This is a genomic window from Streptomyces subrutilus, from assembly GCF_001746425.1.
GTDB classification, from domain to species: Bacteria; Actinomycetota; Actinomycetes; order Streptomycetales; family Streptomycetaceae; genus Streptomyces; species Streptomyces subrutilus_A.
The window spans coordinates 339,843-363,219 of the sequence record NZ_MEHK01000002.1 but is presented as its reverse complement, the minus strand read 5'-3'; the positions used below and the strand labels follow the sequence as shown (position 1 = coordinate 363,219).

Annotated in this window: 23 protein-coding genes; 14 read left to right on the top strand and 9 right to left on the bottom strand. The window is 70.3% G+C overall.

Annotation, left to right across the window (positions count from 1 at the left end; translation table 11 throughout):
- Positions 1-118 precede the first annotated feature (118 nt).
- The 3 genes from BGK67_RS34595 to BGK67_RS34585 all read left to right on the top strand — a co-directional run bounded on the left by BGK67_RS34595 (position 119) and on the right by BGK67_RS34585 (position 2,832).
- The gene (locus tag BGK67_RS34595) at positions 119-1,288 is read left to right on the top strand and encodes a sensor histidine kinase (RefSeq protein WP_069924507.1); all 1,170 of its coding nucleotides are present in this window, start codon (positions 119-121) and stop codon (positions 1,286-1,288) included.
- Entirely contained in the window at positions 1,285-1,947 is a 663-nt protein-coding gene (locus BGK67_RS34590; protein WP_069924506.1) for a response regulator, read from the top strand. Before BGK67_RS34595 ends, BGK67_RS34590 begins: the two co-directional genes overlap by 4 nt.
- Before the next feature lie 252 nt (positions 1,948-2,199).
- Complete coding sequence (locus BGK67_RS34585; RefSeq protein WP_279628749.1) at positions 2,200-2,832, top strand: recombinase family protein; 633 nt, start codon at positions 2,200-2,202, stop codon at positions 2,830-2,832.
- Positions 2,833-3,336: 504 nt separating this feature from the next.
- Here the strand turns inward: BGK67_RS34585 and BGK67_RS39300 are convergent.
- The 5 genes from BGK67_RS39300 to BGK67_RS34560 all read right to left on the bottom strand — a co-directional run bounded on the left by BGK67_RS39300 (position 3,337) and on the right by BGK67_RS34560 (position 7,596).
- Positions 3,337-3,474 (bottom strand): hypothetical protein, encoded by a 138-nt coding sequence (locus BGK67_RS39300; RefSeq protein ID WP_167739661.1) that lies wholly within the window; start codon positions 3,472-3,474, stop codon positions 3,337-3,339.
- A gap of 173 nt (positions 3,475-3,647) precedes the next feature.
- Positions 3,648-4,235, bottom strand: a complete 588-nt coding sequence (locus BGK67_RS34580) for a hypothetical protein (protein ID WP_069924504.1) — start codon at positions 4,233-4,235, stop codon at positions 3,648-3,650.
- Between the two features lie 259 nt (positions 4,236-4,494).
- Positions 4,495-5,370: an NsdA family TPR-like regulatory protein gene (locus BGK67_RS34575; protein ID WP_141754157.1), complete on the bottom strand. Its 876-nt coding sequence runs from the start codon at positions 5,368-5,370 to the stop codon at positions 4,495-4,497.
- 388 nt (positions 5,371-5,758) lie between these two features.
- Positions 5,759-6,421 carry a response regulator gene (locus BGK67_RS34565; RefSeq protein ID WP_069924502.1) on the bottom strand — a complete coding sequence of 221 codons (663 nt, stop codon included), beginning with the start codon at positions 6,419-6,421 and terminating at the stop codon, positions 5,759-5,761.
- Positions 6,418-7,596, bottom strand: a complete 1,179-nt coding sequence (locus tag BGK67_RS34560) for a sensor histidine kinase (RefSeq protein WP_069924501.1) — start codon at positions 7,594-7,596, stop codon at positions 6,418-6,420. Before BGK67_RS34560 ends, BGK67_RS34565 begins: the two co-directional genes overlap by 4 nt.
- A gap of 207 nt (positions 7,597-7,803) precedes the next feature.
- Here BGK67_RS34560 and BGK67_RS34555 point away from each other — a divergent pair, with 207 nt between their 5' ends.
- Positions 7,804-8,724, top strand: a complete 921-nt coding sequence (locus BGK67_RS34555; protein WP_079154754.1) for an ATP-binding cassette domain-containing protein — start codon at positions 7,804-7,806, stop codon at positions 8,722-8,724.
- Between the two features lie 35 nt (positions 8,725-8,759).
- Entirely contained in the window at positions 8,760-9,575 is an 816-nt protein-coding gene (locus BGK67_RS34550; RefSeq protein WP_141754156.1) for an ABC-2 transporter permease, read from the top strand.
- 155 nt (positions 9,576-9,730) lie between these two features.
- On the opposite strand, the gene BGK67_RS39580 is transcribed toward BGK67_RS34550, so the two are convergent.
- Both BGK67_RS39580 and BGK67_RS39575 read right to left on the bottom strand, forming a co-directional pair.
- Entirely contained in the window at positions 9,731-10,036 is a 306-nt protein-coding gene (locus BGK67_RS39580; protein ID WP_208948869.1) for a hypothetical protein, read from the bottom strand.
- Positions 10,037-10,058: 22 nt separating this feature from the next.
- The gene (locus tag BGK67_RS39575) at positions 10,059-10,574 is read right to left on the bottom strand and encodes a hypothetical protein (RefSeq protein ID WP_208948868.1); all 516 of its coding nucleotides are present in this window, start codon (positions 10,572-10,574) and stop codon (positions 10,059-10,061) included.
- A gap of 426 nt (positions 10,575-11,000) precedes the next feature.
- Between BGK67_RS39575 and BGK67_RS34540 the strand changes: the two genes are divergently transcribed.
- The 9 genes from BGK67_RS34540 to BGK67_RS34500 all read left to right on the top strand — a co-directional run bounded on the left by BGK67_RS34540 (position 11,001) and on the right by BGK67_RS34500 (position 20,168).
- Positions 11,001-11,303, top strand: coding sequence for a hypothetical protein (locus BGK67_RS34540; RefSeq protein ID WP_069924498.1), 303 nt, complete (start codon positions 11,001-11,003; stop codon positions 11,301-11,303).
- A gap of 115 nt (positions 11,304-11,418) precedes the next feature.
- On the top strand, positions 11,419-12,162 hold the full coding sequence (locus BGK67_RS34535) for an ATP-binding cassette domain-containing protein (RefSeq protein ID WP_069924497.1): 744 nt from the start codon (positions 11,419-11,421) through the stop codon (positions 12,160-12,162).
- A gap of 1 nt (position 12,163) precedes the next feature.
- Positions 12,164-13,438 (top strand): DUF7224 domain-containing protein, encoded by a 1,275-nt coding sequence (locus BGK67_RS34530; RefSeq protein ID WP_069924496.1) that lies wholly within the window; start codon positions 12,164-12,166, stop codon positions 13,436-13,438.
- Positions 13,435-14,034, top strand: coding sequence for a hypothetical protein (locus tag BGK67_RS34525; protein ID WP_069924495.1), 600 nt, complete (start codon positions 13,435-13,437; stop codon positions 14,032-14,034). The genes BGK67_RS34530 and BGK67_RS34525 overlap by 4 nt, the downstream gene beginning before the upstream one ends.
- Before the next feature lie 60 nt (positions 14,035-14,094).
- Positions 14,095-14,286, top strand: a complete 192-nt coding sequence (locus BGK67_RS34520) for a hypothetical protein (RefSeq protein ID WP_069924494.1) — start codon at positions 14,095-14,097, stop codon at positions 14,284-14,286.
- A gap of 638 nt (positions 14,287-14,924) precedes the next feature.
- Positions 14,925-16,130: an alpha/beta hydrolase gene (locus tag BGK67_RS34515; protein ID WP_347878465.1), complete on the top strand. Its 1,206-nt coding sequence runs from the start codon at positions 14,925-14,927 to the stop codon at positions 16,128-16,130.
- Between the two features lie 853 nt (positions 16,131-16,983).
- Positions 16,984-18,027: a bifunctional DNA primase/polymerase gene (locus tag BGK67_RS34510; RefSeq protein WP_069924493.1), complete on the top strand. Its 1,044-nt coding sequence runs from the start codon at positions 16,984-16,986 to the stop codon at positions 18,025-18,027.
- Positions 18,024-19,610, top strand: coding sequence for a DNA primase family protein (locus tag BGK67_RS34505; RefSeq protein ID WP_069924492.1), 1,587 nt, complete (start codon positions 18,024-18,026; stop codon positions 19,608-19,610). Before BGK67_RS34510 ends, BGK67_RS34505 begins: the two co-directional genes overlap by 4 nt.
- Before the next feature lie 180 nt (positions 19,611-19,790).
- On the top strand, positions 19,791-20,168 hold the full coding sequence (locus tag BGK67_RS34500) for a DUF6009 family protein (RefSeq protein ID WP_069924491.1): 378 nt from the start codon (positions 19,791-19,793) through the stop codon (positions 20,166-20,168).
- Between the two features lie 237 nt (positions 20,169-20,405).
- On the opposite strand, the gene tpg is transcribed toward BGK67_RS34500, so the two are convergent.
- Both tpg and tap read right to left on the bottom strand, forming a co-directional pair.
- On the bottom strand, positions 20,406-20,963 hold the full coding sequence (tpg, locus tag BGK67_RS34495; protein ID WP_069924490.1) for a telomere-protecting terminal protein Tpg: 558 nt from the start codon (positions 20,961-20,963) through the stop codon (positions 20,406-20,408).
- Positions 20,964-20,966: 3 nt separating this feature from the next.
- The gene (gene tap, locus BGK67_RS34490; RefSeq protein WP_069924489.1) at positions 20,967-23,306 is read right to left on the bottom strand and encodes a telomere-associated protein Tap; all 2,340 of its coding nucleotides are present in this window, start codon (positions 23,304-23,306) and stop codon (positions 20,967-20,969) included.
- Positions 23,307-23,377 lie beyond the last annotated feature (71 nt).

The following is a 23,377-nucleotide window of genomic DNA, read 5'->3' as shown; positions in this document are numbered from 1 at the left end:
GGGGAGGGCAAGGAGCCGGCATCGGCCGGTGGTTCACACTTGTGAGCCCTGCTGGTAGCCCGGGGGATTACACCCGTGGGTCAATGCCCCGGTGGGAGCGCGTCGATAGGATCGGCTGATGATCGCCACTCCCCATCCACCCCTGCTCAAACGCGTGCCACCGGGTGTGTGGGTGGCGGCCTTCTGGTCGACCCTCATCCTGGCACGCACGTTCCAGCGGCCGGATGAAATGCAGCGTCTGCTCCGGTACCACGGCAACATCGAGGACGCACCGCTGCTGGTCACCGCCGTCGTCACGACCCTGGGCGCGCTGCTGCTGTTCCGCGCGCCGCTGGCGGCCGTGGCCATCGCGCTCGCGGGCGCCGTGTTCTCGCTCGGGATGGAGGTGCGGGCGACGCCGGTCGTGCTCTTCCTGCTGGCCGACGCGGCCGTGGGCTACGCCGCGGCGACCCGCTCACGGCGGGTCTCGGTCCTCGCGGCCGTGCTCCCGGTCGGCGTGCTGGTCGCGTACACGGTCTGGCGGCTGGGAAGCGGGTACGCCTTCAACCTCTCGGTGCCGGCCGCCCTGGCGTCGACCGTCGTCATCGCCTGGCTGATCGGCAACACGATTCATCAGAACCGGGCACACGCGGACACGGTTCGCGCCCAGGCCACGCAGCAGGCGGTAACGGCCGAGCGGCTGCGGATCGCCCGGGAGCTGCACGACATGGTCGCCCACAACATCGGCATCATCGCCATCCAGGCCGGCGTGGGCAGCCTGGTCATGGACACCCAGCCCGCCGAGACGCGCAACGCGCTGGACGCCATCGAGGCCACCAGCAGAGAGACCCTCGCCGGCCTGCGGCGGATGCTCGGCGCGCTGCGCCGCAGTGACCCGGAGTCCGCGCCGCTGGATCCGCTCCCTGGTCTGGCGGCCCTCGGGCAGCTGGTCGGGAAGACCGCGGCCGCCGGGGTCCGGGTCGACGTCCGGTGGCGGGGTGAACGTCGCGACTTGCCCTCCGACGTCGACCTGGCGGCCTTCCGCATCGTCCAGGAGGCGGTCACCAACGTCGTGCGGCATTCCGGCACCCGGGACTGCAGCGTCACGGTCGACTACCGCCCCGACGAGCTGGCCGTCGATATCGTCGACCTCGGCTCGGGCGGCACCGTCGCAGAATCCGGATACGGCATCGCCGGAATGCGCGAACGGGTCAGTCTGCTACACGGCGAGTTCAGCGCCGGCCCACGTCCGGAAGGCGGCTTCCGCGTGGCAGCTCGGCTTCCGGTGTCTGTGGAGGCAGGCCGATGATCCGTGTCGTTCTGGTCGACGACCAGCCCCTGATCCGTTCCGGCCTGCGCGTCCTCATCGCCGACACCCCCGACCTGGAGGTAGCAGGGGAGGCCGGGAACGGTGCCGAGGCGGTGGAACTGGTCCAACGGCTACGGCCGGACGTCGCCATCATGGACATCCGCATGCCCGGCATGGACGGCATCGAGGCCACCGGCCGGATCAACGCGGATCCAGAGTCGAAGACCCGCGTCCTCGTCCTCACCACCTTCGACGACGACGAATACGTCTATGGCGCGCTTCGCGCCGGAGCGAGCGGCTTCCTCGTCAAGGACATGCCGCTGAAGACCATCCTCGACGGGATCAGGGTCGTCGCCGCCGGAGATGCCCTCATAGCTCCGAGCGTCACCCGCCGTCTCATCGAGGAGTTCGCGGCACGCCCCGAACCCGCCGCCACTACCCGCCGGGCGGTGGTCGACGGCATCACCGACCGGGAACGCGAGGTCCTGACCCTCGTCGGCCGCGGCCTGTCCAACACCGAGATCGCCGACGAGCTCACCATCAGCGTGGCCACCGCCAAGGCCCACCTCGCACGGCTCTTCACCAAACTCGACGCACGCGACCGGGTCCACCTCGTCATCCTCGCCTACGAGATCGGCCTGGTCGCGCCCCCACGGTGAGGTTCACCGGCGGATGACCAGGCCAGCGACGGGCCACCCCACAGCAGCAATGAAGATCGCGATAGCAGCTGGCTTCGCTCTCCACGCTTCAGAAAACCAACGTTTATTGAAGATTGCCAGGCGGGCCACCAAGACGCCTCCAGAACCTTCAAAAACTCCTTCAAAAGCCCAGACGGTTCAACAACCCCCGGTCACCGTTTTCTGACAGGATTCCGGGCGTGCACGCCACTTGAAGACGCCCAGTTCGAACTCCTGGTCGCCGAGCCCGCCGTCCGCACCGAGATCCGCCTCGGCTACGCACGGGTGTCCACCGGCGGACAGAAGCTCGACCGCCAGATCGACGCCCTCACCGCGGCGGGCTGTCGCCGGATCTTCGCCGACAAGAAGTCGGGGAAGAACGACCTGCGGCCCGAACTGAAGGCGTGCCACGCCTTCCTCGCCCCGGGCGACACCCTGGTGGTCCCCGCCCTCGACCGCTACGGCCGCTCCCTGCAGGACCTGATCGCCATGGTCGGCGAACTGCGCAAGCGGGAGATCGGGTTCACCTCGCTGCACGAGAACCTGGACACCACCACCCCCGGCGGCCGGCTCGTCTCCCACGTCTTCGCCGCCCTGGCGGAGTTCATCCGCGAACTCATCGTCTCCGGCACTCGCGAAGGCCTGGCCGCCGCCCGCGCCCGAGGCAAGGTCGGCGGACGCCCCACCGTGGTCGACGAGAAGATCCTCCGAATGGCCCGGGATCTGCTGCCCAACCCCGAGCACTCCATCACCTCGATCGCCAAAATGCTCGGAGTGAGCCCGGGAACCCTCTACAACCACATCCCCGACCTGCGCGAACTCCGCGCCAGCCGCATTCCGACCCAGCTCGAAGCGGACGTGCGGTGATCCCCGCCAGGAGCCGGCTGAGCCGATCGACTCAGCCGACGACAGACGGCCCTGGTGACCGCCCTACAGACACATCAAGATCATCCCATTGCCACTTTTGAGCTCACCTTGGCTGGACCCCGATCACGCGCCCGATCCTCCCGTGGGGAGGAGGGCTCGGGACAGCCCTTCGCCGCGGGCGGCGAGGTGGAGCGCCCCCTTGCCCGCCGTGGAACCCTTGCCGGTCAAGGGGTTGCCCTCCTCTCCTTCGCAGGCTTGCCCAGCGTGGTCCGTCAGCTGCGGGGCCCCTCCCCCAGCGGCCGGCGCCCAGACGAGGCGGAGGTAGCCGACGCCAGGACCGACGGGCGGAGCTCGTCCTGCGCGACGCGCTCCGCGGCGGTCCCTCGGGGAGCCACCGGTGACTCCTGGTCGGCAACGGTGGGGAACGGTCCGTGCCCAAGCGGGCGGCGCATGGTGCTCATCGCCGAAGTTTCGCAGGAGGTCTGACAACCCGTCCGAGGAGGGCTACATCGGGCGTGGGTCAGGCGTGGCGTAGGTGATGCCGATGTCTCCGGCGATGGTCGCGGCGAGCGCCACAACTTTCCAGATCTCGGCAGGAACCCCAGCCCTGGGGCCGTCGTACGTGTCGTTGAGCAGATCCACGGTCAATACCTCAGATTAGCCGTCCGGCCCCTTGGCCGTAACCCTGGCCTGCGGTGGGGCATTTTGCCGAGCCTTCTCGAGGCATCGCGGCACCGCGAACATTGATGGCCGTGAACATCCTTCGTAGGTGGATCGCCGATCGGGATTCTTTGAGGTGGGGGCGATTCGCTGCGTCAAGGCGCGAGCTCCTGCTTGATCTGTGCGACCTGCGGGCCCGAGTCGGTCTTCGGCATCGCCCAGCGGTACGCCTGCCCAGCGCCATCGGTGTAGAGGAGCATGCCGCCCGCCTGCGTCACCTTGACATCGAAGACGACGCCGGCCCAATCGAATGTCCCGGGCGAGATGAAGCTCGCATTGAAGCTCTCAGCGACCACGTTGAAGGCCGAACCGTTGCCCTGCTTGATGGCCTCCCCATCCGGGGCGACCCAACTCCACCCGCCATTACTGATCGGCGAAGTCTGAGCGGTGCCCACCGGAGCCGTCGCTACCACCTTGACCGTGACGAACACGAAGCCTTCGGCCTGCGGCTTCTCGGAGGTCGACCCGGCCTCCAGGTAGGCGATCGAAGTGGGGGTCAGCTCGAGACGCCCGAGGCCGCCAGCTCCGACGGTCTCAACCCTCGTCCCGAGCGCCAGCGCACCCGCGGACCCAGTCGCCGAGGGCCGTGCGGTCGGATTGGCGTCCGGCTTGGGTGGAGCCTCACCACTGCAGCCGGCGAGGGCAAGCGAGGCGAGGAGGATGGCGGCGATTCGTCTGCGCATGTGCGTCCCCTGGGATCGAGTGGAGCGACCGTAGCGCCAGCGCGCGGACGCGGGGTACGTAGTTCCCGAACTGGTACCCCGCACCTCGCCCTCACCGCTCTCGCGGTGGGGGTTTCTTGCTGTTCGGGCTGTTCATCAATCGATCCGTTTCCGCACACCCCCCGCGACACGCCCGGGAGCTGGAATCCGGGGTCAATTACGTGTCCAGAAGGGGCGTTCAGGAAGTTCTTGCGTGCACCTGTGAGACCCAATGGGTCGATCAGGCGAGGGCGTCGCCGAGTAGTTGGCGCGGGGCTCCGTCCAGGTGCCGGTGGAGCAGCTGGGCCCGGGAGTGCACCAGGCCGGTCCGGTATGCGGGCGGTAGCCGGTCGTAGACGGCGGCGGCCATCGCGGCAGCCGCGCCCGGATCTCCGTCGACCCGCAGGCATGCGGCGGTGTCCATGGCGATCAGCGCGCGGGTCATGACCGATGGCGAGGTCGTGAGGCCCAGGGCTTCGTCCTGTGCCCGGTACGCGGAGCGGGTGCCGCCGAGCAGCGTGTACGCCTGGGAGAGGTGTACCGCGTGCTTCTGGGCCGGGTATCCGAACCAGGTGTCCGCCGACTCGGGGCCGTCGAGCTGTTCGGCCAGCGTGCGGACGTCGTCCACCGCTCGGCGGACACCGGGCAAGTCGCCGACGGCGGCCAGGGCGCGGGCGTTGACGGCGGCCGCAAGCGCGGCCGCGCCGGACGGGCGGGCGCCGGCCTCCCGGCGGGCCTGTGCGGCAATGCGGGCGGCCTGCCCCGGGACGCCGTAGTTCAGGCCGACCATGGCGTGCCGACCCAGGACCCAGGCGGTCATCCGCCGGTCCCCGGACTCGCGGGCGGCTTTCGCCGCGGTGGCGAACCAGCGGTGCGCGTCGGCCTGGTCGCCGCGGTCGTGCTGGACGATCGCGACCAGGCCGGAGATCCCGGCGGCCGTGCGCGCCAGGTCGGTGCGGTCCCGCGCGGGGTGGGGCCGGCGCAGCACGGTGGCGAGGAGCGCCAGGTCCTCCCGCATCTCGCCCAGGACCGCGTCGGGGGCCCCGCCCGTGGTAGCCGCCCCGGTGCCGCTCGAAGGCGCCCTCGAGGTAGGCGAGATCCCCAGCGCCGTCGGCATCCAGACCGCTGTCGATGCCCTCCCGGGCCTGCGCGATACCGGGCAGCACGGCGAACCCCGCCGTGGCCGCCGCGAGGGTGAACACCTTGCGTCGCTTCACGTCGTCGTCCTCCATCCTCTGCTGCCTGCGATGCCTCCGGGTGTTGTCCAAGGAGGTCCTAGCCGATCCGAAGTGGGCGGACAAGCTTACCGACGCGGACCGCAGGGCGCTGTCGGCGCTGTTCTGGACCCATGTGAATCCGTACGGCCGGTTCGACTGGACATGAACAGCCGCCTAGATCTGGACCTGTCCATCCGGGCGACGGTGCCCGGCCCGCGCACGCCGCAGGGTGAGACAGCAAGCACCTGGGCGTGACACTCCGGGCCTGGCCGGAGCAGTGGTGCTTGCTCAGCCGGGCAGAGTGACGAGCCCCATCTCATAGGCGGTGATCACGAGCTGGACCCTGTCCCGGGCGCCCAGTTTGGTGAGGAGGCGTGACACGTGCGACTTGGCGGTGGCCACCGTGATGAAGAGGTCCTCCGCGATCTCAGTGTTCGTCCGGCCGCGCCCGATGAGGGTCAGGACCTCCTGTTCCCGCTCGGTGATGCCCTCGACCGGCCGTGGAGAGCGCCGCGCGGGGTTCCCGACGAAGTCGGCGATCAACCGGCGCGTGACCCCCGGCGCGATCAGCGCATCGCCGACGGCGACCACGCGGATGGCTGCGAGGATGTCGTTCAATGCCATGTCCTTGACCGCGAAGCCACTCGCTCCGGCCCGCAGCGCGCCGTAGACGTGGTCGTCCTCGTCGAACGTGGTCAGGACGAGGACGCGCGTCGCGGACGGGCCGGCGGTGATCTGGCGGGTGGCCTCGATCCCATCCATGCAGGGCATCCGGATGTCCATTACCACGACGTCAGGGCTGATGTCCCTGACCAGTTGGACCGCCTCGGCGCCGGTGGCGGCTTCGCCGACGACCTCCAGGTCGGAGTGATCGGCCATGACCAGACGCAGGCCGGACCGCACCAGTGGCTGGTCGTCGGCGAGTACGACGCGTACGGGACCGGTGGTCATCGGGCCTCCACCGCGACTTTGACGGGGTCGGGCAGCGGCAGCCGGGCCGTCACCCGGAACCCGCCCTCGGGGCGCGGCCCGGCGCTGAGGTCGCCGGACAGCAGGGCGACCCGCTCCTGCATGCCCACGAGGCCGAAGCCGTGGGCGGATCCGTTCTGGGTGGCACCGCGCCCATCGTCGACGACCTCCACGGTCAGCTCCTCGTACCCGTAGTCGATGAGCACCCGGCAGCGTCCGGTGCCCGCGTGGCGGACCACGTTGGTCAGCGCCTCCTGAACGATACGGAAGGCGGACAGGTCGATATCGGTCGGCAGGGGGCGCTCTTCCCCGCTGCGGCGCACATCCACATGGACACCCGTGTCGGCCGTGGCCGCCGCCAGCCGGTCGATGTCCACCAGACCCGGCGAGGGTGCGAGGGCTGCCTGCCCTCCCGAGGCCGCCGCACCCGGGTCTGCCTGACGGAGTGCCACCAAGGTGCGCCGAAGGCCCGACAGGGTCTCCCTGCTGGTGGCCTCGATGGCCCGCAGTGCCTCACCGGCCTCCGTGGGCCGGGTCCGGATGACTTGGCTCGCCGCCCCTGCCTGGATGGCGATGATGCCGATGCTGTGCGCGACCATGTCGTGCAACTCCCGGGCGATCCGCAGCCGTTCGGCGATCACGGCCTCGGCCACCTCCTGTGAACGCAGTGCCACCGCGTGGTCGCGGCGCTCACGGCTCAGCAGTCCGACCGTGCAGGCCGCTGCCATCGCCAGGAGGGCGATCACGACGTTGACGATCAGATTGTCCCCGTGCGCGTAGCCGCCGATGATCAGGAGCTGGACGATGAGGGATCCGGCCACGGCGACGATCGAGGCTCGCCGCGCGCAGATGGCGACGATGACACCCAGGATGAGGTCCACCGCCAGATACGACAGGAACTGGCCCTGGTGCGAAGCCGACAGGTTCACACGGGCGGAGCTCGGGGCGCCCACCACCACGGCGGTGGATCCGAAGAGCGCAATGGATAGCGCCAGGAGCGGCATGCGTCGCAGCACACCGACGAGCAGACTCGCGGCAAGCAGTGCCCCGATACCGTGGACGGTGCCCGAAGCCCGCGGCACGCCTCCGATGAGCAGACCCACCGCGAGGAGATATAGGGCGCCTCCCACCCAGGCCATGGTCTTCGTTCTCGTCATCGCTGGCGTGGCCTCTCAAGAGGGAGACCGCGCCGTGCGACGCGCGAGGGCAACGGGGTGGTCGGTATGACGTCCATCCCGCGAGAGTATCCAGCTACCGCCCCTGGGGGATCGGCCCGCGGACGTACGCCCACGGGCGAACCCGGCCGCTCGATTGCCGCCCACGGCCCCATGACCGGACGGGGCCCTCCCGGCAGGGTTGTCCCTGTGATCGAAGTCAACGAACTCACCAAGCGCTACGGCGACAAGACCGCAGTCGACCAGCTGTCCTTCACCGTGCGACCGGGTCAGGTCACCGGATTCCTCGGCCCCAACGGAGCCGGCAAGACCACCACCCTGCGGATGATCCTCGGCCTGGACACGCCCACCGGCGGCGGTGCCACAGTCAGCGGTGTCCCCTTCCGCAGCCACCCGCGCGGGCTGCGGCACGTCGGCGCCCTCCTCGACGCAGGCCAGGTCCACGGCGGACGCACCGCCGCGGCCCACCTGTCCGCCCTGGCCCACAGCAACGGGATCTCCCCACGCCGGGTGGAAGAGGTGCTGCACGAGGTGGGCCTGGCCGAGGCCGGGCCCCGCCGCCTCGGCGGCTTCTCGCTCGGCATGAAGCAGCGGCTCGGGATCGCCACCGCGCTGCTCGGCGACCCGCCGGTGCTGATGTTCGACGAGCCGGTCAACGGCATGGACCCGGAAGGCGTGCTCTGGATGCGCCGCCTCTTCCGGCGCCTGGCGGCCGAGGGGCGTACGGTCTTCCTCTCCAGCCACCTGATGTCGGAGATGGAGAACACCGCCGACCAGCTCGTCGTAATCGGTCGGGGCCAGCTCATCGCCGCCGAGTCGGTACGGGACTTCGCTGCACGCAGCACCCGCCTTGGCGTCGTGGTGGGCACGCGGCAGGCCTCCGAGCTGACGGCGGTGCTGACCGCCGCGGGGGCGTCGGTCGAGCCGGAGGGGTCGGCGGACGCCCAGAAGCTTGCCGTGACCGGGCTATCGGCGGACCGGATCGCAGCGCTCGCCTTCGAGAACCGGATCCTGCTGAACGAGCTGACCACCCGAACCGCCTCACTGGAGGAGGCCTTCATGGAACTCACCGTCGACAGCGTCGAATACCAGGCAGGACAACCCCGATGACCACACTCTCCTCGGCCACCCCGACCATTTCGGCCGTGACTGTCGCCGAGCCGGCCGTCCTGTTCCGCAACCTGCTCGTCTCCGAATGGATCAAGATACGGTCGCTGCGCTCCACCCCGTGGACCCTCGCACTCACCACCCTGTTTGTCATCGGGTCCGCCGCTGTAGCGGCACTGACGGAGATCAACAGACTTCGGACGATGAGCCCGGCAGCAAGGGCTGATCAGGGATTCCTCGTGTTCGACGCGTTCCCTGCGGCCGGCTACATGACGCTGATGCTCGTCGCCGGCAGCGTCGGTGCCCTCACCGTCGTGAGCGAGTACAGCAGCGGCCTGATACGCACCACCACCGTGGCCGTCCCCGCGCGTGGTGCGGTGGTGTTGGCCAAGGCGGTCGTCACCGCCGCGCTCTGGACCGCGGTCGGTACGGTCATCTCCACCGGTTGCTTCCTGGTCTCCCAAGCCATCCTGAACGGACAGCAGGCCGGGGTTCCGCTCACCCACCCAGGTGTACTCCGGGCGTTGGTGGCATCCTCCCTGCTGGCCCCAGTCTGCGCACTGATCGGCCTCGGCTTAGGCGCTCTGATCAGGCACAGCGCCACCACCATGGTCACCAGCGCCTTCACCCTGGTGATGCTGCCGCCGATCTTCTCGCAGAGCGCACGCTGGTCCGCCGCGGTGAGCCACGCGATGCCGGTCACGGCATGGAAGCGACTGGTCCAGAACTGGGCGCCGGACCCCCACTCGCTCGCCTACAGCGCCACCGTCCCCGGCTCGTGGGCCGTGTACGCGCTTTGGCCGCTGATCGCGGTCGTCCTCGCGGTGCTCGTCGTGCGGCACCGCGACGTGTAATGGGCGTCGGTGAGCCAGTCCGCTGCGGTCAGCTCGTCGGCCAGGCGCTCCAGTTCGCCGGCGCCGGCCGGGACCATGGCGGCAAGAGCGGTTCAGGCTGATGCCCTTGCCGTCGGGGCCCAGGCGTCCCGATGCCGAGCTCTGAGTGGCCAGTGTCAGGGCGAGCAGGCGGGCTGAGGAGGTGGCTTTGGCCTTGCGGAGATGTCCGAGATGACCTTCTGAGCCCAGCCGGAGAGCTTGGGCCGCATCTTCTTGCCGAACGTGAAGGGGCCTGTCCCGTCCTCGCGCGGCGCGAGGGAGGGGACGGTGATCTGGGTGGCGTTCTCCGGCCTGGAGGCGAGGAGGTCGCCGGCTGTGCCGGGGATGCCCAGCCAGCCGCAGCCGGTCAGCTTCTCGACCCAGGTCGGGTTCGGTGCGCTGCTGCTGGGCGCGGAAGCGATCGCCGAGTTCGACGAGCTCATCGCGCGAACAATGGGCCGCAGGTCATGCGGGATGACCCGCTGCGCGATCTTCCCGTAAGGGTGGCGGCGCCGTACCGGCGCGGAGCGGCGCCGGCACCTCGTCAGGGCCGGTCACCGTCGACGGACCGTCGGAGAACTGCGTGCCGGGCGCAGGAGCGGTCGACGGCCGGTCGGCGGGGGCGGGAGTGTCGACTGCCGGGGCCGGGACCGGGGTGGGGGTGACGACCTTCGCACCGGGCGCGGCGGCCGCGCAGCGTGAGCAGCACTCCAGGGCCTGCCACCAGCGGCCTTCCCGGTCGGTGACCACGGCCAGGATGACCGCGCCGCCGCACCGCCAGGGCTGGGCACGCTCTTGGCGTTCGTCGGGACGGATGTGCGTGCGGCAGTTATCGGTCCTGCACGCGCAGTACGCGTCGGCCCGCGGCCCGCAGGCCGCCCACAGGTGGGCCTTGAGGTGGGACTTGAGGTGGTCGACCGCGGCCGAACGTCCGGCGGCTGCGGACGGCAGACGCTGTTCGGTACAGGGGGACGGGTGCACGAGGCGCGCACCGCCGCACTGCCACGGTCGGCAGCGTCCAGGCGCACCGTCCACCTGCGTCCCAGCACCCGCTCGTCCAACTCGCTCGCCGTGGCCTGCGACATTTCGCTTCTTCCTCCCACGCCGTAACCCGACGGCCGCCCGCGCCCGCTTCCGCTATGGCGGATAGGGCGCGACAGCCGGGCACTGGCCATCCTCGCAGGCATTACCTTCCGGCCATTCTTCGATGGTCGACCGCGCGAGGCAGACGATGGATCGGGCCATGCACGGTGAACCGCCCTGGGGTGAGGGAAGCATAGGGCGACCGCAGGAGAGCCTTCTTCCTGGCTCCCTGTGGCAGGGGTGCTCCCTCGGGACGTACTGCCACAACCATCCCGGTTGCGCCTAGTCAAACGACTTGAAACCGCTTGGCCGTCCCTCGAGTTGATGGGCACTTTGCCCTGCGTTCGAACGTTCGAATCGCGCCGCTGGGATGACCGCAACTCCGATGGCGCCCAAACCTCTGTTGGCTTCGGAGGCTGCTCCACCGACAGCGGCAGTGGCTTCAGCAACGCCTCGCTGAAGCTGTGGAAGGACACCTTCGGCCCGGACGAGTCGCAGGGAACTCGGACGAATTACTGCAACCACACCTACTGGGGCGACAAGGCAGCAGCGAAGTACTACTTCGCGCTCTCGGGCCTGCTGTACGGCCAATACCTGACGGTGCAGGACGTCTACACCCAGTACTGATACACATCGCGTGACCGCCGCCTCAACGTTCGTCTTCCCGGGCTCTTGAGGCGGTACACGCTCCAGTGGACCACTACCAGCCGCCCGTAGATCAGGCGGCGGATTGCGCAACCTCATGGCTCTGGTATTCGACGGCGTAACCTTCCGGTACACCCGGAGGAACGACGTGTTCGACGGGTTCGACCTTCACCTGGACAGCCCCGCGACGGTCCTCCTGGGACCCAATGGCGCCGGCAAGTCGACGCTCATGGCGCTTGCCTCATCGCAGCTGCATCCCAATGCGGGCAGACTGTCCTTCAAGGACCTCGATCCCGCGAAGCGCCGCGAGAGGGGCGCCTTCCGCCGCCAGGTCGCCTGGATTCCCCAGCAGGTGACGCCGATGCCCGGCCTCACTGTCCGGGAGCAGGTCGCCTACGCGGGCTGGCTCAAGGGGATGTCCCGCAGCGCCGCCTGGCAGGCGTCCGAGCGTGCTCTTGACCGGGTGCTGCTGGGCAAGCTCGCCGACCGCAAGAGTCACCAGGTCTCCGGGGGCCAGCTCCGCCGCATGGGCATCGCGGGCGCCCTAACGCACCGCAGCGAACTGATCCTCATGGACGAGCCGACCGCTGGCCTCGACCCGCAGCAGAGGTCCGTGTTCCGCCGGCTCGTCGAGGAACTCACCGGGGACGTCCAGGTCCTGGTCTCCACCCACCAGACCGAAGACCTCTTCGACCTCTACAGCCAGGTCGTCGTCCTGGACGAGGGGACCGTCCGTTTCCAGGGAACGACCGCCCAGTTCCACAAGCTCGCCGACCACGGGGAATCACCCCGCGCGCACGCGGAGAGCGCCTACGCCCGTCTCGTCGGTAAGGAGGTCTGAGATGCTGCTGCGCACCATCATTCGGTCCTCCTCGGCCACCTGGCTGCTGCCCCTGCTTGCCCTGTTCGTGGTCACGGCCCTGGGTGACGACCTCACCACCTGGGTGACGCCGCTGTACTGGCTATCCGCCACCGGCACCGCGACGTTCGCCCAGCCCTTCATCGCCGCCGCGTGCGCGGCTGCCGGGGCGTGGGAGGGCGCCCGCCTCCACCGGGGACGCGTTTTCGACCAGGGTCCGGTCCGCTCCCCGCTCGCCATCACTTTTCCCGCCCTCGCCCCGGTCGTCGTAATGGGCCTGCTCGCCCTCCTTGTCGCGTTCGCCACTGCCGCGGCCGCCGCCGACCTCGGCTTCGGCATCCCGGACCTGGGCATCCTCGCCGTCTCCACTGCCATCCTCATCGCGAACACGCTCGCCGGGGCCGTCTTGGGCCGCATCCTGCCCGGCGTGCTAGCGGCCCCCCTCGCGCTGATCGTGGCCTTCATCGCCAACGCCTACCCCGCGTCCTGGAACATCCGCTGGATCCGGCACCTCGTCGCCAGCAGCCTCGACAACTGCTGCGCCGTTGACCAGGTCGTCGACCCCCGCGCCCTGTGGAGCGGAGCCGTCTTCGCCCTCGCCACCAGCTGCGCCGCCCTGGTCGTGATCCACTTCCGAGGCGCCATGCCGGCAGTCGCCGCCGCCCTAGTCCTGGCGGTTTCGGGCGCCGGTATCGCGGGCTACCTGGCCCGGGACGTCGACTACGACCCCGTCGTCGCCCGCCCTACCTCCGAACTGGACTGCGACAGCGGCACCCCCAAGGTGTGCCTGTGGCCGGAGCTGAAACCCCGAGCGGACATGATCGCGACCGGGGCCCGGGCCGCGACCGACCGTCTGGCCAAGGCCGGTCTCACCATCGCCCCCACCCTCACCATGGCGGCCGAACCCGGCCCAGGGGAGAGCAAGCTCGGCATCCCCACCCGGCCCACCCCCAGCGACCTCGCGGCCGGTGTGGTCTCCGGGTACCTTCCTCAGCCTCCCACCTGCGCCCTCAACGGAGACGTCTACCCCGCCGGTGCTGCGCAAGGCCCCGTCGCGGCCTGGCTCTATGCCACGGCCACCGGCGAAACCCGCGTCATCGAGGGCCGCTTCGACCCTCGCGACGTCGCCTTCGTCACCGAGAAGATCCTCAGCCAGCCGAAGAACGTCCAGCTCGACTGGTACCAGCGCAACACCGCCGCCATGGCCAACTGCACCGACAAGCCCCCGATCGCCCTCATTGCCGGGAACAGCCAGTGATCTGGTGGTGCAAGGCCCGCGCGGTCCCCGCCCTTTTGGCCACCCTCATCGCCACGATCGCCCTGGGCCTCTTCATTGGCGACGCCCAGCTCCCCGTACCCGCGCTGACCGGAGCATCAGGCGATTTCCTCATCGGGCACCTGATCACCCTGGCGCCGGCGATCGTCCTTCTCTACGGTACGGGCCGAGGCGATCTTGCCATCGAGACGGTCGCAAGCCGTCCCTTGCGCGTCTGGGACACTGCACTCGCTGGGGCCATCGGCATCCTCGGGTTGAGCACTGCAGTGGTCAGTCGCCTCGCAGAATCGGACGGCCTCACCACCGTCCTGGGCCGCAACCTCGCCGGCTACACCGCGATCGCCCTCTTCCTCATGCCCGTCCTCGGCCAACGCCTGTCCACCTCAGCCCTGGCCTGCATCCCCCTGATCTGCGCCGCCACAGGCTGGGCCCGCAACGGCCAACCCGAGCAGTGGGCCTGGATTCTCCACCCCGCCGACTCCCTCCGCGCACTGATCCTCGTCGCCGCTCTGCTCCCTGTGGGCATGGCGTTCGCACTGACATGGCGCCGGCCGCCCCTGACCATCCGGGGCCATTAGTCCGCCACCCCCAGACCCGGCCTCTGCACGAGAGGCCGTCGCACCCCTAGAAGGAGAAACGTGCACCACATACGCACGCGCGCCATCCGCGGCGCCGCCGCCGCGGCCATCCTGACCCTGGCCACCGGCATCGCCCCCGCGCACGCCGAGGGCTATTTCACCTCCACCCTTTCGAACTACAGCGATGGCGGTGAGTCCCGCCGCTGGACCGACAAGAACACCGACGGCACCAGCACCTCCGTCTCCCTGTGAGCTGTAGCGGATCGCCCCACATGTCGACCGGGTTCCGCCTCGAGGTCTGGAAGGACGTCTTCGGACCGGACGAGGGCATGGGCTCCAAGCAGAACACTTGCGAACGATCAGCCGCATTCCCTTCGGCCAGTCCTTCAGGCAGTCTCCGTCGAGCTCGGCGCCCCAGGCTCCGGGCAGAGCCGGGTGGGGGGTGGCGGTTACGTTGGCGTCCGTTGTGCGACCAATGGAGGATCGCCGTATGCGGAGCTGTTCAGCTGATGACGTGTGCAAGCAAGTGGTGTGGGGGATATCCCTCGTCCTGATCGCGGTGACCGCGATTCTCGGGGCCGCGCCCCGGGAGGTTGCGGCCGCGGGAGTGGAGGGGCCGGCCGTTCCCGTGTTGTCGTGGGGGCCCTGTGACGGGGCGCAGGACGGGTTCGAGTGTGCGGTCGCCCGGGTGCCGCTGGATTACCGCGAGCCCTCCGGACGGACGATTCCGCTCGCGGTGACCCGGCGGGTCGCGGCCGACCGGGCCCAGCGGGCGGGGGTTCTGCTGCTGCATCCCGGCGGGCCGGGGAATTCCGGGGTGGACTTCGCCCGGGGGAGCTACGAGGCGCTCCCCGCTGCGTTGGGACGCCTTCGACGTCGTCGGGTACGACATGCGCGGTGTGAAGCGCAGCGGGCAGGTGGAGTGCTGGAACGACCAGGAGTACTCCGCCGCCGTCGACGGCGCGCGCGGGGTGCCCGGTCCGGGGGCGCTGCAGGAGGCGGTCCGGCAGGGGCTGGAGTTCGCCCGTGCCTGCCGGCAGCGGTCCGGGGAACTCGTGCCGTTCGTGGGCACCGGCTCGAACGCCAAGGACATCGATCTGCTGCGGCGGGCGCTGGGGGAACAGGCGCTTTCGTTCTACGGGCGGTCCTTCGGGAGTTATGTGGGGACCGTCTACGCCGCGCAGTTCCCCGAGCGGGTGCGCGCCATGGTGCTGGACGGGGGCTACGATCCGCGGCGCTACGCGGACGTGCCGTACGCCTACGACGCGGCGCAGTTCGTGGCGCTGGACGCGGCGGTGGGCCGGTTCCTGGACTGGTGTGCGCGGGAGGCTGCCGCGTGCGGGTTCGGGGAGGGCCGGCCGCGGGAGGCGTTCGAGGCGCTCAAGCGGGCGCTGGACGCCGATCCCGTCATCACGGCGAGCGGGCGGCCGGCGACGGGCTACACGCTCGCCTACCGGCTGATGTTCAACATCAACGCGGGCAAGGTGATCTGGCCCGAGCTGGGGCAGGCGTTGCGGGCGGCGCAGGCCCGGCAGGGTTCGTTCCTGCTGTCTCCGCCTTCGCCGGCTTCGTTCGACTTCCTCAACGTCAATCTGGCCGTCGAGTGCGCGGACCGGGTCTATCCGACCAGCCGTGTGCTCCTGGGCGGGCTGGTCGGTGCGCATGCCGCCGCCGCTCCGCTGCTGGGCGGGCCCATCGGCCTCGGGCCGCCCACGTACGACCACAACCACGCCCCGGCGTGTGTCCAGTGGCAGGCGGAGCGCCCGAGCCGTTACGCGGGGTCGTACCGGGCCGCGGGGTCGGCGCCGATCCTGGTGCTCGGGACGACGGGGGATCCGGACACCCCGTACCAGGACTCCGTGGCGCTGGCCGGGACGCTGGAGAACGGACGGCTGCTGACCTTCGCCGGTGAGGGGCACACCGCGTACAACCGGAGCGCCTGCGTCAGCAGTCTGGCGACGGAGTATCTCGCCACCTTGGCGCTGCCCGCGCGGGGCACCGTCTGTGCGGACGAGACGCCGCCGGGGTCCCCGGGTCTTCGGGCTTCGGAGCTGGCGGTCGACGAGACGCGGGATGTGATCCCTGCGCTTCGCTGAGCGCCGATGCCAGCCGGGCGGGGCCGCAGCCGATCGTTTCGGCTGCGGCCCCGCTTTCGTGTCAGGGGCCCGGTGCGGGGTCTGAGGGACTGTGCGCGGCTTGTGGGTGCTCCGGTCCCTGGGGGCTTTCAGTCCCTGGGCGGATGTGGGGGCCCGGGCCCTCCCTCGGTGCTCCCTCCCCCGACGAGGGGCTGAAGGCCGGTTCGGACCCTTCGGTCCCTGTCCCTTCAGTCACTGCATAAACCTGCAGGTCAGCGTGGTGCGGGCAGGGACTGAGGGACTGAAGGGACTCAACTTCGCAGTTATGAGCCACATATGCACATGCAGTCTTCTTATATGCGCGCACATACACGCACACACATGAGGACTGGAAGTAGTGATTCTGAGTCCCTTCAGTCCCTGAGATTTGGCTTACACGGCTCTGACCTGCATGTTTGTCCAGGGACTGAACGCGCAGGGACTGAACGAGGGTCTGAGGCTTCAGTACCTGGGGGCAGATGTGGGCATATCGGGTCATCAGGGAGGGGCGGGCAGGCGCTTGCGGGTGAGGGGAGCGCGACACGCCCGGGAAGGGACGAGGACGGAAGAGGGAAGCCCAGGGGGACATACCGGCGTAGAACCTCAGGGACCGAGGGACTGAAGGGACTCAAGTCTCGATACAGCGCAGATCAAGCCCGAGTGGCCGGGACCTCTGCGGTAATCTCCGAGATAGTGAATCTTCAGTCCCTCTGGTCCCTGAGGTGCCAGGGTCCGGGACGGGAGGAATCGTCCCTAACCGCGCGTCAAGGAAGAGCCAGTGCCCGTCTATTCCGAGCATCCGCCACGAGGTGTGAGTGGCGGGTCGGCACTGGACGTGGCGACGTGGATGGCCGCACGGGGCTATCCGGTGCACCCGCTGGCCCCGGGGACCAAGACGCCGGCCCCCAACTGTCCCGACTGCCGGGGGAGCCTGCACGCCCCGCAGGACTGCCCGTGCCCCGCCCAGGGCCGCTGGTGCCACGGATTCCACGCCGCCACCACCGACCTCCGTACGCTGCGGCAGTGGTGGCAGGCCGAGCCCGGTTTCGGCATCGGGGTGTCCTGCGGCCCTGCCGGACTCGTGGTCATCGACGTGGACGCCCACACGGCCACCCTGCCCGACCGGCAGCGACTGCTGCCCGGTATCCCCATCGACGACCGCGTCGACCTGACCGGACTGCAGAGCGGATTCGACACCTTGGCGCTCCTGGCCGCGTACCGTTCCCGGCCCAACCCCTGCGAGGACACCTCGACCCTGCGGGTGCGCACACCGTCCGGCGGCATGCACATCTGGTACCGGGCGCCGCGCGGCGGCCCGGGGTTCCGGTGTTCCAGCGGCTCGAGCTCCAAGGTGGCGCTCGCCTGGCAGGTCGACGTCCGGGCCGTCGGCGGCTACATCGTGGCTCCGACGACGCGCACGGCCGCCGGTGTCTACGAACCGCTGCCCGGGGCCCGGGTGCCCGCCGCCCTGCCGTTGTGGCTCGCCGCCGAACTCTCCCGTACCGGCCACACGGTGGAAACGGCCCCTGCGGCCCCCGTAGCGCCCGCAGGGGCTCCTGTGAGGGCTTCCGAGGGGCCTTCGCGTGCTCGGCGGCCCCGGGGGGCCGGACGGCGCGTGCTCGGCTCCCTGCTGGACGAGGTACGGGCCTGTGGGGCCAGCCCCGAGGGGACCGCGTTCAGCGAGAAGCTCAACCGGGCCGCCTTCACGGCCGGGGGGCTGGTCGCCGCGGGCCATCTCACCGCCGGGGAGTGCCGGGACCTCCTCCTGGAAGCCGCGGACCACGCACGACCCCACCAGCCGCGCCGGAACGTCCTCATCGTCGAGGCAGGGCTCCGCGCCGGAAGCGACCGACCGATCCACCCCAAGGAACGCCCATGAGCAGCGCCGGAAGCACCGGGTTCAACGCCCAGGCCGCGGCCGAACAGCTCGCCGCGTTCACCACGGAAGCCGCCGCGCCCGGCCGGCGGCTGCCCGCGCAGCAGAAGCAGAGCGGGGCTCCGCCGGCCGGCGGAGGCAGCGACTTCATCTCGTCGGGGCTGCTGCAGAACCTCACCGACCGGGGCAACGCCAAACTGTTCGCCCACCTCCACCACAACCGGTTCCGGCACGTGGAGGGACTGGGCTGGTACGTGTGGGACGAGTACCGGTGGAAGCGCACGGGCGGGGAGAAGGCCGCGATCTGGGCGGCCGGCGACATGGCGGAGGACCTGCCGGGCCATGACCCGCGCGGGTTCTTCACCGACCGGGAGCTGGCCCACCACCGCAAGCGGGCCATGTCCACGTCGGGGGTGAAGGCGATGCTCACGCAGGCGAAGGCCTCGCCCGAGCTCGCGCTGGACCCGGACACCCTGGACGGCGACAAGTACGCGCTGTGCACGCCGGCCGGTGTGGTGGACCTGCGTACGGGCGATCTGCACAAGCCCGACCCGACCCGGGACCTGCACTCCCGCGCCACTCATCTGGCGCCCGAGGCCATGCCGACGCCCCGGTTCCACCTCTTCCTCGACCAGACGTTCGGCGACGACGACAAGGGCAAGGAGATGATCAACTTTCTTCATCTCCTGCTCGGCTACTCCATCACCGGGGACGTCGGCGGGCAGGTCCTGCCCTTCCTCTACGGGGTCGGCGCCAACGGCAAGTCGGCCCTGCTGGACGTGGTCATCAAGATCCTCGGCGACTACGCGGACGTGGCCCCGCCGGGCTTCCTCATGGAGCGCGGCAAGTTCAACGAGCACTCCACCGAGCTGACGGAGCTCCACGGCCGGCGCCTGTTCGTCTGCAGCGAGCTCAAGCCGCACGACAAGTTCGACGAGGCCCGCGTCAAGCTCCTGACGGGTGGCGACCGGCTGAAGGCCCGCCGCATGCGGCAGGACTTCTTCAGCTTCGAGCCGACGCACAAGCTGTGGCTGCTGGGCAACCACCGTCCCGAGGTCGGCACCGGCGGCCACGCCTTCTGGCGGCGGATCAGGCTGATCCCCTTCGAGAAGGTCGTCCCCGACCACCGCAAGATCGACAACCTGGCGGAGGCGCTCGTCCAGGAGGAGGGCCCGGGCATCCTCCACTGGATGATCCAGGGAGCCAAGGCCTACCTCGCCGGCAAGCCGGCCCTGACCGGGCCCAGCGTGGTCCGTTCGGCCACCCAGGCGTACGCCACGACCGAGGACCACATCGGACGGTTCCTCGCCGAGTGCTGCACCACGGGGGCGGACCTTCCCGATCCCCGGGACCTCAAGGTCGAACAGGGGGCCCTCTACCGCGCCTACAGTGCCTGGTGTCTCGACGGCGAGGGCCTGCGTCCTGCGACCACCCGCGCGTTCGCCACCCGCATCCGCGCCGAGGTCGGCGTTGCCTCGCCCAATGAGATGCTCCGTTCGAACGGGCAGAAGTTCTATCCCGGCCTGGCCCTCCTCGCCGACGAAGAGCCGACGCCCCGCGAGGCGAACAGGGCAGGCACGACCTGACTGACCGACGTGTGCCCACGCCCCGGGGCGGGCACGCCTACGATGGACAAGGACGATGAACAGACCCACCAGCCGGTCGGGGCCCGCAGGGCCCGGCCGCATACCGGAATCGGCGCCGTCCGCGGCGTGGAGGAACCAGGGGCCCGGAAGGGCCGACGTGAACGAGGAAGGACCCAGGCCATGAGCTCGCTACTGACAGCAAGCGATCTCGCCCACGAGGACAAAGTGGTGTGGCTGGAGGATCCCGCAGAGCTCGACTACGTGCGCCAGGCCCTGGACAAGACTCCTCGCCGCCGGGGGAAGCCGCGCTACCACCGCGACGGGCGCATGATCGGCTTCACTGAGCTCGGGGACACCGCGGAGGCGGACCCGGACAGCGGCCTGCAGAAGCGGCGCGTCTTCTACCTCCTGCCGCACGACCGGGACGCCGAGCCCCACGGGCTGTACCGGGAGGGAGCGCCGGGCGAGGCCGTGGACCCGCGGACGATCGAGCCGCGGCAGGTCGGCAGGAAGACCGAGCGGTCGCAGCGGGGGCTGTCGACGCCGACTGTTGCCTGAGAGGGATGGTTTTCGGTCCCTCTGGTCCCTGTAGTCCCTCCCTCTGGTCTCTGTAGTCCCTCTGGAAGCTTTGGAACCTCCGGAAGCTGTGCTTCGGGCTGTCCGGGTTCGGGATTTCGGTCCCTTCGGTCCCTCGGCGGCGGCCGGGAAGTGCTCGACGGTAATGGCGAAATTCGGTCCCTTGAGTCCCTTCGGTCCCTTCACTTTTCGGGCACTTGGGGTATTTCGGGCACTGAGTCAGAAGGCGAAGTCGACGTAGTCGATGTCCGTGAACTCGACCAGGAGGCTCGTCGCGCGGGCTCCGTTGTCCTTGAAGTAGACCTCCTGGAGGGCTTCCGCGGCGATCTGGCGCAGCCGGGGCTCGGCGGCGCCGGCCTCCTGGGCGGCGAAGAGGCGGGCCGCGTACTCCGGGGGCAGGTGCTGGGTGATGCGGCGCATGCGGCCGTCGTCGGTCGTGCCGGGGGCGGCGGTGAAGCCGAAGCGGGCGCGGGTCTCGATGACGAGGCCGGTGGTGGTCGCGGCCCTGTCCCGGGCGCGCTTGCGGACCAGGGGCTGCCAGCGCCGCCGTACCTCGGTCTCCAGGCGGGCGGCGAGGTCGGGCTTGGGCTGCCTGATCTGGTTCTTGACGTACCGCTCGACCGTGCGCTGGGAGATGCCGAGGGCCCCGGCCACGGCTCTGGTGGTCTTCAGCTGTTTCAGCAGGAAGCGCATCTGCGCGCCCGCCGACCGGGGGATCGGGCGGGTGAAGTGCAGGGTGTCGGCCTTGGTGAGGCTGTCGGAGATGTCGTCTGGCATGGGTTACTCGCCGTCTGCCGCTGCGTCGTGGCCCTTGATGTGGCGGGCGGGGTTGAGGTGTTCGTCGAGCATCTGGACGGCCCACAGGAGACTCTGGGTTCCCTCGTGCTTGACCATGCCGGGGCTGACGCCGACGCGGAAGCCGCCGGGGACGGGCTTGCCCTCGGGGGTGCGGGGGAGGAAGTCCAGGGGGCTGGGGCCGTCGGAGAGGTAGACGGCGCAGTCCGAGAGGACCGCGATGGGGTGCAGGCCCGAGGTGGTGGCGAGCTTGTTCATCTTGCGATGCATGTTGACGCGGGCGGTGGCGATGACCGCGGCCCGGATGTCGGGGCGCCAGGTGGGGCGTTCGAGGGCGGGCCACCGCTCGCCGGGGCGGTAGCCGGCGCCCTGGGGGCGCTCGCGGAGTTTGCCGATGCCGCCCTTGACGGTGGACTTGATCGCCGAAAGGACGGCGGCGGGGACCGGGCTGTCATGTTCTGACCGTGCCGCCATCGCCTGGAGGAACTCCTCCTCGGTCAGGGCCGGGGTGATGCCGAGGTCGGCCATCGTCGCCATGTAAGCGTCGCGGAGGCGGGTGTACCAGGCGTCGAGGTAGGGGCCGTGGTCGAGGCGGAGCCATGCCTCGGTGGGGTGGACGTCGAAGCCGAGCTCATGTGCGTAGGCGAGGGTCGGGGTGGCGTACCAGGCGGGGCCGGTGGGGGCCTTGCCGTGGGGGGTGAACGGGCTCGGCAGGCGGGGGTCGAGGGGGATCGAGGAGAGGTCGGCCAGCCAGCAGCCGGGGGGTTTGGGGTCGAAGCGGGGGCTCATACGGTGCGTGGCGGGGCCCAGGCCGACGGTGAGGCGGTTCGCGGCGGCGGCGAAGGCCATGTTCACGTCGATGCCGACGGCGTGGGTGCGGGCGCATTCGGCGTCGGTGAGGAGCTCCGGGTCGCGGATCCAGTCGTAGGCCTCCTCGTCCAGGACCTGGTCCGGGGTGCGCTGGTGGGAGCGCGGGTAGAGGGCGGCGACCACCGGGTGCTCGTCGGGAGCCTCCGGGGGAGCGGGGTCGACGGGGGGGGTGAGGGAGCCGGCGACGGGGGCCGACTCCCAGGTGTTGGTCTCCGGGTTGCGGGCGGCACGGGTGGGCGGGCGCAGCGCCGTCATGAGCTCCAGGCCGGTGACGGCGGTGGAGCCGCGGGGGGTGAGGACGCGAGTGGCGTAGGTGGTGAGCAGCGCGGCGAGTTCGGGGGCCGGCAGGTCGGCGGTGTCTTCGCCCCAGGCGCGGGGGTCGAGGGCGCCCCAGGGGAGGACGGCGAGCTGGACGCACTGGCGGCCGGTGGTGGGGGTGGCCGGCCGGTAGATGCGCGCCCAGGGGCCGAAGCCGCGGCGGGTGAGCTGCCACTTGGCCTTGGCGAGCTGCTTGATGACGGGGTGGTTGTCGGGCAGGCGGAGGCCTCGGCGGTCCTCCAGGGTGAGGGGGAGGCCGAGCTGTTCCACCGCGGGGGCGGTGAGGACGAGGAGGGGGTCGCCGTCGCGGCCGTTGCGGTGGAGGCGGGGGGAGCGGAGGTCCGCGGTGGGGCCGAGGGCCCAGGTGATGAGGGCGGGGAGGTCCTGGGTGGGGTGGTCGAGGATGAGGCCGCCGGTGGTGTGGGCTTGGCCGGTGCCGTCCAGGACGGCCAGTGGGCCGTGGCCTCCCGGCGGGGTGGCGGTCGGGGTGGGGTGGGGGGGGCGGGCCTGCGGCGCTGTTCCCCTACCCGCCCCTTCCCGAAACTGGGGCTCCGCCCCAGACCCCGGGGTCTGGCCCTCCGGGCCGGGGGTGAGGGCGGCGCCTGCGGCGCGGGCGGGGGGCTGCGCCCCGGCGGCCGGGGTTGTGGGGAGGGCGACCGTGGAGGTGGTCGGGGGGTGGGGGTGGGCCTCGGTGCGGGCGGGGGGTGCTTCGGCGTTTACGGCGTTAACGGCGTTAACGCCGTTAACGGTGGGGGTCGGCTCCGGGGGCGGCGCGGAGTTAACGGCGTTAACGGTGGGGGAGGGGTGCGCGGGCGTTTCAGCGTTAACGGCGTTGAGGGTGGGGGTCGGCTGCGGGGGAGCTTCGGCGTTAACGCCGTTAACGGGGGGGAGGGTGGAGAGGCCCTCCAGGAGGCGGGCGTAGGCCGCGCGCTTCGGAGGGCGGGGGGAGGTGCGGCCCGTTTCCCAGGAGGTGACCGTTTCGCGGCGGACGAACAGGGCCTTGGCGATCTGGTCCTGGCTCAGGCCCGCGGCCTCGCGGAGGCGTTTGCGTTCGTCCGGGTGCGGGAGCGGGTCCTGGGCGGCTTCCTCGAGCAGGGCGTCTACCGCTGCGAAGAGGCTCTCTTGTTCGTTCGGCATGCGTACCTCCGGGGGCAGCCTATGCGAATCGCACCACTGAACGCACATGAAACACACGTGGGGGCGTTAAC

Coding starts and splice junctions, on each gene's coding strand:
- BGK67_RS34595 (WP_069924507.1), top strand. CDS start 119: ATGATCGCCACTCCCCATCCACCCCTGCTCAAACGCGTGCCACCGGGT.
- BGK67_RS34590 (WP_069924506.1), top strand. CDS start 1,285: ATGATCCGTGTCGTTCTGGTCGACGACCAGCCCCTGATCCGTTCCGGC.
- BGK67_RS34580 (WP_069924504.1), bottom strand. CDS start 4,235: ATGCGCAGACGAATCGCCGCCATCCTCCTCGCCTCGCTTGCCCTCGCC.
- BGK67_RS34575 (WP_141754157.1), bottom strand. CDS start 5,370: ATGCCGACGGCGCTGGGGATCTCGCCTACCTCGAGGGCGCCTTCGAGC.
- BGK67_RS34565 (WP_069924502.1), bottom strand. CDS start 6,421: ATGACCACCGGTCCCGTACGCGTCGTACTCGCCGACGACCAGCCACTG.
- BGK67_RS34560 (WP_069924501.1), bottom strand. CDS start 7,596: ATGACGAGAACGAAGACCATGGCCTGGGTGGGAGGCGCCCTATATCTC.
- BGK67_RS39580 (WP_208948869.1), bottom strand. CDS start 10,036: ATGAGCTCGTCGAACTCGGCGATCGCTTCCGCGCCCAGCAGCAGCGCA.
- BGK67_RS34540 (WP_069924498.1), top strand. CDS start 11,001: ATGGGCACTTTGCCCTGCGTTCGAACGTTCGAATCGCGCCGCTGGGAT.
- BGK67_RS34535 (WP_069924497.1), top strand. CDS start 11,419: ATGGCTCTGGTATTCGACGGCGTAACCTTCCGGTACACCCGGAGGAAC.
- BGK67_RS34530 (WP_069924496.1), top strand. CDS start 12,164: ATGCTGCTGCGCACCATCATTCGGTCCTCCTCGGCCACCTGGCTGCTG.
- BGK67_RS34515 (WP_347878465.1), top strand. CDS start 14,925: ATGCGCGGTGTGAAGCGCAGCGGGCAGGTGGAGTGCTGGAACGACCAG.
- BGK67_RS34505 (WP_069924492.1), top strand. CDS start 18,024: ATGAGCAGCGCCGGAAGCACCGGGTTCAACGCCCAGGCCGCGGCCGAA.
- BGK67_RS34500 (WP_069924491.1), top strand. CDS start 19,791: ATGAGCTCGCTACTGACAGCAAGCGATCTCGCCCACGAGGACAAAGTG.
- tpg (WP_069924490.1), bottom strand. CDS start 20,963: ATGCCAGACGACATCTCCGACAGCCTCACCAAGGCCGACACCCTGCAC.
- tap (WP_069924489.1), bottom strand. CDS start 23,306: ATGCCGAACGAACAAGAGAGCCTCTTCGCAGCGGTAGACGCCCTGCTC.